This window comes from Dehalococcoidia bacterium (assembly GCA_035310145.1).
In the GTDB taxonomy this organism is placed as follows: Bacteria; Chloroflexota; Dehalococcoidia; order CAUJGQ01; family CAUJGQ01; genus CALFMN01.
Genome location: DATGEL010000125.1, coordinates 1 through 8,736, shown reverse-complemented (window position 1 = coordinate 8,736; position 8,736 = coordinate 1). Strand labels below are relative to the sequence as shown.

Annotated in this window: 8 protein-coding genes and 2 tRNA genes; 3 read left to right on the top strand and 7 right to left on the bottom strand. The window is 69.7% G+C overall.

The features are described from left to right. The 4 genes from VKV26_23160 to VKV26_23145 form a co-directional block, all read right to left on the bottom strand. Positions 1–602: enoyl-CoA hydratase/isomerase family protein (locus tag VKV26_23160; protein ID HLZ72813.1), on the bottom strand; the 602-nt coding region annotated here is incomplete at its 3' end. Between the two features lie 125 nt (positions 603–727). Next, positions 728–1,516: an enoyl-CoA hydratase-related protein gene (locus VKV26_23155; GenBank protein HLZ72812.1), complete on the bottom strand. Its 789-nt coding sequence runs from the start codon at positions 1,514–1,516 to the stop codon at positions 728–730. 72 nt (positions 1,517–1,588) lie between these two features. Next, the gene (locus VKV26_23150) at positions 1,589–2,806 is read right to left on the bottom strand and encodes a CaiB/BaiF CoA-transferase family protein (protein ID HLZ72811.1); all 1,218 of its coding nucleotides are present in this window, start codon (positions 2,804–2,806) and stop codon (positions 1,589–1,591) included. After that, positions 2,803–3,990, bottom strand: coding sequence for a CaiB/BaiF CoA-transferase family protein (locus tag VKV26_23145; protein HLZ72810.1), 1,188 nt, complete (start codon positions 3,988–3,990; stop codon positions 2,803–2,805). Before VKV26_23145 ends, VKV26_23150 begins: the two co-directional genes overlap by 4 nt. 167 nt (positions 3,991–4,157) lie before the next feature. Here VKV26_23145 and VKV26_23140 point away from each other — a divergent pair. Next, positions 4,158–4,230: transfer RNA gene (locus tag VKV26_23140), tRNA-Arg, on the top strand. 78 nt (positions 4,231–4,308) lie between these two features. Here VKV26_23140 and VKV26_23135 read toward each other — a convergent pair. From VKV26_23135 to VKV26_23125, 3 genes are all read right to left on the bottom strand, one after another. Further along, the gene (locus tag VKV26_23135; GenBank protein ID HLZ72809.1) at positions 4,309–5,016 is read right to left on the bottom strand and encodes a site-specific integrase; all 708 of its coding nucleotides are present in this window, start codon (positions 5,014–5,016) and stop codon (positions 4,309–4,311) included. Between the two features lie 891 nt (positions 5,017–5,907). Further along, a complete protein-coding gene (locus VKV26_23130) occupies positions 5,908–6,906 on the bottom strand; it encodes a tyrosine-type recombinase/integrase (protein ID HLZ72808.1) in 999 nt (332 codons plus the stop codon). A gap of 205 nt (positions 6,907–7,111) precedes the next feature. After that, positions 7,112–7,185 (bottom strand) — tRNA-Pro (locus VKV26_23125). A gap of 240 nt (positions 7,186–7,425) precedes the next feature. Here VKV26_23125 and VKV26_23120 point away from each other — a divergent pair. Both VKV26_23120 and VKV26_23115 read left to right on the top strand, forming a co-directional pair. Continuing rightward, positions 7,426–7,986, top strand: a complete 561-nt coding sequence (locus tag VKV26_23120) for a hypothetical protein (protein ID HLZ72807.1) — start codon at positions 7,426–7,428, stop codon at positions 7,984–7,986. Positions 7,987–8,067: 81 nt separating this feature from the next. Continuing rightward, the gene (locus VKV26_23115) at positions 8,068–8,532 is read left to right on the top strand and encodes a hypothetical protein (protein HLZ72806.1); all 465 of its coding nucleotides are present in this window, start codon (positions 8,068–8,070) and stop codon (positions 8,530–8,532) included. The last annotated feature ends 204 nt before the right edge of the window (positions 8,533–8,736 follow it).

Below are 8,736 nucleotides of genomic sequence, written 5' to 3'. Positions count from 1 at the left end.
TGCGCCGCCAGCCGCTCCGCCGCGGGCAGCAAGTCTTCCACCGGCACCACGGCGTTGACCATCCCCTGCGCCAGCGCCTCTTCGGCGGTGAACATCCGCCCGGTCAACGCGATCTCGTTGGCGAAACGGCTCCCCGTCCAGAACCAGGTGCTGACCCAATGCTGCGTGCCGCCCAGCCCGCGCTGCACCTCGCGGATCTGGAGCTTCGTTCCCTCCGCCGCGACCAACAGGTCGGCGCGCTGCACCAGCGCGTAGCCGAGCCCGAGGGCGTAGCCATGCACGGCCGCGATCACCGGCTTCCAGTTCACCGCCTCGCTCAGCCCGTCGCCGCGGGCGCCCCTGCCGGCGGGGCCGCCCAGGCGGCGCAGCTCCTCGCGCGTGCGCAATTGCCGCTGCTGCACGTCGGCGCCGGAGCAGAAGGCGCGGCCGGCGCCGCGCAGGATCGCAACGAGCAGGCGCTCGTCTGCGTCGAACTCGAAGAAGGCGTCGTCCAGCTCCTGCACCAGCGTGTCGTTGGCGGCGTTCAGCTTCTCCGGCCGGTTCAGCGTGATCGTGCAGAGCGGCCCCCGGGTTTCGTAGAGAATCGTCTCGTAGGTGGCCATGCCGCGCCTCCCGGCGAGGAACGAGGAAATAGCAACGAGGGGACGTTCGCGACGTGTTCCGCCACTTTCGTTCCTCGATTCTATGTCCTCATCTCTATGTCCTCATCCCTGTTCCCTGCCACCTGTCACCTGCCGTGGAACTCCGGCTGCCGCCGCTCGCGCCAGGCGCGGTGGCCCTCCGTCTTGTCCTCGGTCAGCTCCAGCGCCATGAAGCGGAAGAGGTCCACGTAGGAGGCATCCGATAGATTGGGGATCTCCATGCCGCGCAGCAGCGATTCCTTGGTCAGCCGCGCGGCCAGCGGTGGCAGCGCCGCGACCTGCTCCGCGACCTCGACCGCCTTCGGCAGCAGCTGCTCGTGCGGCACCAGCCACTGCGCCAGGCCGATGCGGTACGCCTCTTCCGCCGGCAGAGGGAAGCCGAGCGCCAGCCGCATCGCCTGGCCCTTGCCCACCCAGCGCGCCAGCCGCGTCGAGCCGCCGTAGGCCGGCAGGATGCCGAGCGCCACCTGCGGCAGCCGCCACTCGGCCCGCTCCGAGGCGACCAGCAGGTCGCAGCAGAACGTCACGATGCAGCCGATGCCGATCGCGTAGCCATTGACCGCGCCCACGAGCGGCTTGGGGAAGCGCGAGAGCAGCTCGAACGGCCGCTCGTGCTGCCTGGGCAGACCCTTGATGAAGCCGGCGACGGAATCGACGGTGTGCGTGCGCGGGTCCTTGAGGTTGGCGCCGGCGGAGAAAGCGCGGCCGGACTCGTCGCCGGTCAGGATCGCGCAGCCGATCTCGTCATCGTCCTCCATCTCGGCAAAGTGGCGGGCGATGCCCTCGCTGAAGTCGTTGCCCCAGGCGTTGCGCGCCTCCGGCCGGCTGAGCGTGACGATGCCCACACGGCCGCGCTTCTCGTAGCTGATCGGCATCGGGATTCTCCTTCATACATAGGGCGAAGGGCGAAGGGTTCGGGTTCGGCGCCCTCAGCCGTGTTCTGGTGCTTACTCTTCCAGCCGTGCCAGCAGCTCCTCGATCTGTTCATCTGCGTAGCCGAGCACGTCGCGCATGACGGCGCGGCTGTGTTCGCCCAGCGCGGGCGGCGGCGCGAAGACGAGAGAATCCGGGTGCGAGCTGGTCCAGGGCACGCCGGGATGGCGCCGCTCCGCGTCGGGCGCCACGCGGATGGAACGCATGAAGCCGCGCTGCGCGAACTCGGCGCTGCCGGCGAGGTCGCCGGCGTGGCTGACTATACCTGCGGCGATCCCTGCCTCGCGCAGCCGGCAAACGAGATCGTCCGCCGCCAACTCGCGCGACCAGCAGGCCAGAGCGGCCAGCAGCCGCTCCTCGATCCGCCGGCGGGCGGGAATGGAGAAGAGCGCCGGGTCGTCGTAGCCGCGCAGTTCGGCGAGTGCAATCAGCCCGCGGAACTGCACGTAGCTCTGCACGCTGAACGCCACCCAGCGGTCTTCGCCCAGGGCCGGCAGCACGCCCTGCGGCGTGTGCAGCGGCGAGCGGTTGCCCGCCGGCCGCGCCCGCTCCGGCTCGACCTGCGCCGCGATCACGCCCTCCGGCAGCGTGGTCAGCAGGCAATCGAGCATCGACTGGTCGATCGTGTGCGGGCCCGGCAGGCGGCCCTCGCGCCTCGCCACGAGTGCGGCCAGCAGCGCCGTGGCGGCGAAGAGGCCCGAGACGGGGTCGGCCCAGGTGCCGGCGATGCCCCGGCCCTCCTCGCCCGGGTAGCCGCTGATCGCCACCAGCCCGCTGTAGGCGTGCAGCGAGTTGCCGTAGGCGACGTACGAGCGCTCCGGGCCGCTCTGCCCCAGCCCGCCGATGCCGATGTAGATCGCCTCCGGGTTTGCCCGTGCGATCGCTTCGGGCGTAAAACCCATCGACGCGAACTGGCCGGCGCGAAAGTTCTCGATCACGACGTCGCTGCGCGCGATCAGGTCGAGGCCCGCCTGCACGCCCCAGGGCCGCGTCAGGTCCAGCTCCAGGCTCTGCTTCGAGTAGTTGAGCGCGTGGAACTGGCCGGCGTGGTCGATGTGCCGCTCGCCGAGATACGGCTCGAAGCGGCGGAACTGGTCCGGCCGCTTGCGCCACTCGACGCGGATCACCTCGGCGCCCAGCGTCGCCAGGATACGAGTGCAGATCGGGCCGACCAGCACGCGGCTGAAGTCGGCGATGCGCACGCCGGCCAGCGCGGTCACGCGCTCGCTCATACCACCCCTGCCTCGCGGAAGAAGTCGAAGTCGTCCACGTCCATGCCGAGCAACCGCAGCGCCTCCAGCGTGTGCTCGCCCAGGGCCGGGCTGCGGCCGTGCGCGGAGACGGGAGCGCCGTCGATCAGCCAGGGATTGGTCGGCAGCAGCACGCCGTCCGGCTCGGAGGGCGCGAAGAAGCCGCGTGCCCGCTCGTGCACGGAGGCGAGCACCGCTTCCATCTCGCGCACGACGAACACCGGCACGTTCTGCGCCTGGCAGCGCTCCATCACCTCCTGCGCCGGCGTGTCCTTGAGCTCGTCTTCGAGGCAGGCGCGCAGCGCCTCCCAGTGGGCGCTGCGTGAAAGCTGCGTGGCGAAGGCGGGCAGGGCGGCCCACTCCGGCGCCCCGAGCGCCCGCAGCAGCCCGTCCCACTGGTGCTCCTCGATCATCGAGATCGAGACGCGGCCGTCCTTGACGCGCACAAAGCCGGCGACGGAGCGCGTGGGCCGGCCGGCGGCGCGCAGGCGGCTGGGCACGATGCCGGCGTACTCCCACCAGGGCAGGTTAAGCACCATCATCGAGGCGGCCGCGGCCTGCAGTGACACGTCGTTGCGCACCGTTTCGCCCGTGGCGCGGCCGAGCGCGAGGCCGTGCAGGAAGGCGATCGCGCCGTAGAGCCCGCCGACGTAGGACGCCTGGCCGCCGCCGGCCAGGTCGAGCGGATACTCTCGCAGCGGATCCTCGACTCGGCCGGGCGTCATGTAGCCGATGCCGCCCTCGAGCGCATCGACAAACTCGCTCTCCGGTATGTCCGCGTGCGGCGCCCCACGCGAGGAGATGGTGACGATGCTGCGCGGCGCCGTGGGGCACAGGCCGGCGCCACCCGGCTCGATGCGGCCCCAGGCGGCGCGGTCGGCGATCACGCCGTCGGCAGCGTCAGCGAGGCGTCGCGTCAGCTCCTGGCCGTCCTCCAGCTCCAGGTCAACCGAGACACTGCGCTTGCCGCGGGCGAGGAAGGCGAACAGGCCGCCGACGCCGTTGGGCAGCAGCGGCCGCCGCCGGCGCAGGCGGTTGCCGCGGCCAGGCGCCTCCAGCAGCCAGACTTCGGCGCCGAGGTCGGCCAGCAGCTTGCCGGCGAAGCCGACAGCGCGAGACTCGCCCGCCTCGATCACGCGCACGCCGCTGAGGAACGTCTCGGCCATTCGCCGCACTCCCCGCACGCCGGTCTCTGATCCGGACGCCAAGCGCTACGCTGCGTCCGTGCCGGCGCCGTGTCAAGCATCGCGCAGGCTTGCCGAGCAGGCTGGCTGCTGCGCCCCCGGCGCACCGGCACCGTACAATACAGGGTGCCGGCTCCCCTCGCCAGCCAGCCCCCGTAGCTCAGCGGAAAGAGCAGCGGTCTTCTAAACCGTTGGTCGCAGGTTCGAGTCCTGCCGGGGGTACCGCGTTATAGGCGTGAAATCCTCTCGGGACCGAGAGGAGTTCGTTCGCATCCGATGCTCGGACAGCGATGTTGACAGCTACCCGGTACCGTCCCGCGTTGCGAACAGGTTGTTGACGAACGCCAGCGCCCGGTCTTCCATACGCTCAGTCGCATGCGCGTATAGGTCGAGTGTGATGGCGATACTTTGGTGGCCGAGCATGGCCGATACCTGTTTCACCGATACGCCGGCCTCCAGTGCCAGCGTCGCGAAGGTGTGCCGCAGGTCGTGAAACCGGATAGCCGGGCAGCCAGCCTGTGCGAGCAGGGGAGCGAAGTCCCGCTTGAGCAGGTTTGAGGCTTCGATGAACCGCCCGAATTCGTTGGCGAACACCAGGTCCATGTCCGACCACGCCGCGCCGGCCGCGAGCCGCGCGGCGTTCTGTGCGGCCTTGTGCCGGCGCAGGGAAGCTACTGCTTCGTCGCTCAGGGGTACGACGCGCCGGCTACCCTTCGTCTTCGGGTCTTGCAACGCGAGGCCCTCAGCCTTCGTACGAGGCAAGGTGTAGCGGATGGTTATCGGCGGGCGCCGTTTGCCGCTCGTCTTGCCGTCGAGGTCTATGTCGGCCCAGTGCAGCGCAAGCAACTCGCCCTCGCGAGCGCCAGTGCATACGGCCAGGACGAACAGGGCTTCGAGACGGTGTCCCTGTGCCGCGTCGAGCAGCGTGGTCACCTGCTCGCGCGTAAGCGTGTGCATCTCCGCGTGCTGGGCGCGGGGTGGGTCCGCCTGCACAGCGACGTTGCGCACCGCTAGCCCCTTGCGCACGGCCCCATTGAGCGAGTTCTTTGCCACCGCATGGATGTGCCGGACGGTGGTGGCCGAAAGCCCTCGGTTAAGTGCATCAGCGTACACATGGTTGAGCTGTCACTGATCACGGTAATTGGCTCTCCCGCACTTCCGGTGAAGCCTCGGTTCCGTAGAATGTTCTCCGGGCTGCTTGACCGAAGCAGGGAGGAAGGCGGCCATGCTTATGACGGCGACCGTGCCGGCCGCGCTGGGCATCGCGATCGTCGCCATCGATGGCCGAACGCCGGACACCATTGGCATCGCCCTCGCCTCGACGTGGGATGCGGTGGCCTGCTTGGCCTGCGGCACCCCCGCCCGGCGCGTGCTTACAGATGGTTTCAAAACCGGCGTTCAGGTGCGATCGCACACCTACAAGCGGGAACTCGAGCCGGTTTTGAAACCATGTCTTAGTCGCTATCGCCGCACGCTCGCCGACCTCCCCTGGCAAGGACTCGCCGTCCGGCTCAGCCTGGAGATGCGGCGGTTCTTCTGCGACTGCGCCGTCTGTCCCCGGCGGATCTTTGCGGAGCCGTTCCCGGGTCTCGCGCCCGCTCGCAGCCGACGCACCGCCCGGCTCACCGCGCTGTACCGCGCCGTCGGCCGCGCCCTCGGCCGCGAGCCGGGGGCACGCTTGGTTGGGGAGCTGGGGCTCCCCATTAGCCCGGACACGCTGCTCCGCCTCATCCGCGCGCGGGAGATGCCATCACCCCAGGCGGTCCGCGTGCTCGGCGTGGATGATTGGGCCGCGCGCCGCGGCCAAGCGCACGGCGCCATCCTGGTCGATCTGGAACGGCGCACGGTCCTGGATCTGCTCCCGGATCGGGAGACCGAGACGCTGCGGGTCTGGCTGGCTCAGCATCCCGAGGTCGCGATCATCAGTCGCGATCGCGCCAGCACCGGGAGCGAGGCGCGCTGGTGGATCGCCCTCGAGCAGCAGAACCAGCGGCGTGTCGGCCACGTGTTGCCGATTGCTGGACCTTCATCATCGGGAGTGCGGGAGAGCCAATTACCGTGATCGGTGACAGCATGGCCCAGCAGCAACTGCAGCTCGAAGGGATTCCCGCCGGCCCGCAAAAACTCGACACCGAATGTATGCCGCATGCGGTGCGGATGCGCGCCCAGCACCCCGCCGCGCCTCCCCAACCGCTCGAACACCTCGCAGAGCGCATCCGGTGAGAGCCGCTTGCCATACCGGCTCGGGAAGAGCGGACCCGGCTCCCGTCCGCGGAACAGCTCAACAAAGTCCGCTACCTGGCGCCGCGCGTCCAGACCGAGCCTGGCAACCCGCTTCTTCCCGCCCTTGCCATGCTCAACGCGCAGCGTCCACCCATCCCAATCAAGATCGGCCAGGTCGAGCCCGACGAGCTCGGCGGCGCGCAACCCCGTATCCGCCAGCGTCAGCACGATCGCCCCATCCCGCGCGCCGATCCAGACCTCGCCATCACACGCGCCGAGCAGCTGCTCCACCTCGGCTCGGGTGAACGGCCGCACCGGATCGCTCGCCGCCCGCGGCCGCCTCGACGCCTCCAATGGCGAGCGCGCGATCAGTCGACGGACCACACACCAGGTAAAGAAGCGCGCGACCACGTTCAAACGGTCCGCGACCGTCGTCGGCTTGGCACCCCGCGCCCGCAAGTGCTGCGCATACCGATCCAGATCCGCCGGCTTCCATTGGCGCAGATCGTCCGGCAGCCCCAGCTCGGCCGCACTCCGCTTAAGCATCCCCAGCCCTTCGCGGTAGCCGGCGATCGTCTTCGGCGAGTACGGCTTCCCGCGCGCCGACAGCGCCCCGCCCTCCAGATGCAGCAGTTTATAGGTTGCCCAGGCGCGCCAGCGACGCGGCCGGCGCATCCTCACGCTGCTCGGCCTCAACACGATAGCGCCGCGGCCGCACCGCGTGCTGCGTGATCGACTTAGTTCCGCGGGAGAAACGGCTTAGGTCCGGAGCGAGCCGGCGTCGTGGCATTGTTCCGCTAGCGCGGCGAGCACCACCAGGGCAGGACGAGCGAGCCCACGCGAGCGGGGAAGCGCTGGCGAGAGCGTTCGGGAGAAACGGTCGGGGCGGCCCGATTCGAACGGGCGACCTCTTGAACCCCATTCAAGTGCGCTACCAGGCTGCGCTACGCCCCGTGCCTCGCATTCTAGCCCAGCAGCGCCGTGACCGGCAAACGCGGGCCCGCCGGCCCGCGCGATGGCTTGAGCGGCGGGCGTACACTGATGGGGGGACGCTGCTTCATCGCTCAGTCAGCTCAGTTACACCGAAGCCGGAGTACGGCCATGCCCAGCGGCCGAATGGCGCCGAATCCGCTCACCCGCGCCCACCCACCGGCGCATTGACGCCCCGTCGACCCGGCGGACGGTACGCCCGCCATGAATCCCGCCACGGCCGGGGAGGTGCGCTCGCGCCGTCGCTTCCTGCGCGATGTGGGCGGCGGGACCGCCGCCGCGCTGCTCTCGGCGGCAGGGGTCGCCTGCGGCAAGCCCGCCAACAGGGCAGATGCTGCCGCCGCACGGCGCGCCACTCCCCGCGCGGCCAATCGTCAGCCCGTTTCCGCTCTGCTCGGTTTCGCTTTCGGCGCCGCGCAGCAGGACGTGACCCTCTTTGATCCGGTCACCCGGCAGGCTCTTGAGACGCGTCCGCTGGGCGCCACGGTCACCTGGCTGTCCAACGAGCAGCGCTTCTGGGACGGCCGCTCGATCTGGACCTTCGACCTGCCCGCCAACCAGGTCGAGGCAATCGCTATCGATCCGCGCACGATCGCGCTCACCCAGCGGATCGCCACTGGCGGCCGCGGACCGGCGCACGGCCTAGTGCTCACGCCCGACCGCACCACTGCCTACGTCAACATCGCCGGCGACAACGCGATCGCGGCGATCGACCTCGCCGCCGGCGAGGTCAGCGGGCGTGTCGACACCGGCCACTTCCCTTGAGATATCAATCTCACGCCGGACGGTCGGTTCGGCTTCACACCAGAGCGCGACCAGGACACCGTTTCGAAGATCGACCTCGGCATGCTGACCGTGGTCGGAACCGTGAGCCTCCCACCCGGCAGCAAACCCTGGATGCTGCGCGTCACTCCGGACGGCGGGCAGGTGTGGGTGCAAACCGGCGGCGCCAACACCAACGTCGTGCTCGACGTGGACACGCTGGCGGTGCTGCAGACCACGCCCGCCGGCGGCTCGCCTGTCGAGGCTGCCTTCCAGCCGAACGGCGGGGCGTACGGCCTGATCACGCACCTCTCCGCGCCGTTCGTGCTCGTCCTGGACCGCACGAGCGGCGCCGAGGTGGCCCGCATCGACGTCGGCGCGCCGCAGGCGAACGCCAGCTTCGCGCCGGACGGAGCCACCGCCTTTGTCAGCGTACCCGGCCGGGACGAGGTCGCGGTGATCGACATGACGGCGCTCGCCGTCGCCGCGCACATTCCCACCGTCCGGCAGCCGATGGGCCTTGTGCTGCTCGATCCCTCCGCGCCGTAGCCACAGTATGTATCCTAATACGACTGATACTCGCTATTCGATGGCTACTATTGCTGAACCAGACTGTCGCGGTTCAGTGAAAAGGTCAGGGTAATCGTCCCGTGAGTTTGTCACGAGCGGTAGGTACGCCACGGGTGAGCGCTTGGGGGCTTGGGTTGCTTGATCGGACCGAGGCCGGTGCCGCGTGGCGCATCGCGGGCACGC

What these genes read in the sequence shown, in the direction of transcription:
- VKV26_23155 (HLZ72812.1), bottom strand. Translation starts at nt 1,516, where the DNA reads ATGCCGATCAGCTACGAGAAGCGCGGCCGTGTGGGCATCGTCACGCTC.
- VKV26_23150 (HLZ72811.1), bottom strand. Translation starts at nt 2,806, where the DNA reads ATGAGCGAGCGCGTGACCGCGCTGGCCGGCGTGCGCATCGCCGACTTC.
- VKV26_23145 (HLZ72810.1), bottom strand. Translation starts at nt 3,990, where the DNA reads ATGGCCGAGACGTTCCTCAGCGGCGTGCGCGTGATCGAGGCGGGCGAG.
- VKV26_23130 (HLZ72808.1), bottom strand. Translation starts at nt 6,906, where the DNA reads ATGCGCCGGCCGCGTCGCTGGCGCGCCTGGGCAACCTATAAACTGCTG.
- VKV26_23120 (HLZ72807.1), top strand. Translation starts at nt 7,426, where the DNA reads ATGAATCCCGCCACGGCCGGGGAGGTGCGCTCGCGCCGTCGCTTCCTG.
- VKV26_23115 (HLZ72806.1), top strand. Translation starts at nt 8,068, where the DNA reads ATGCTGACCGTGGTCGGAACCGTGAGCCTCCCACCCGGCAGCAAACCC.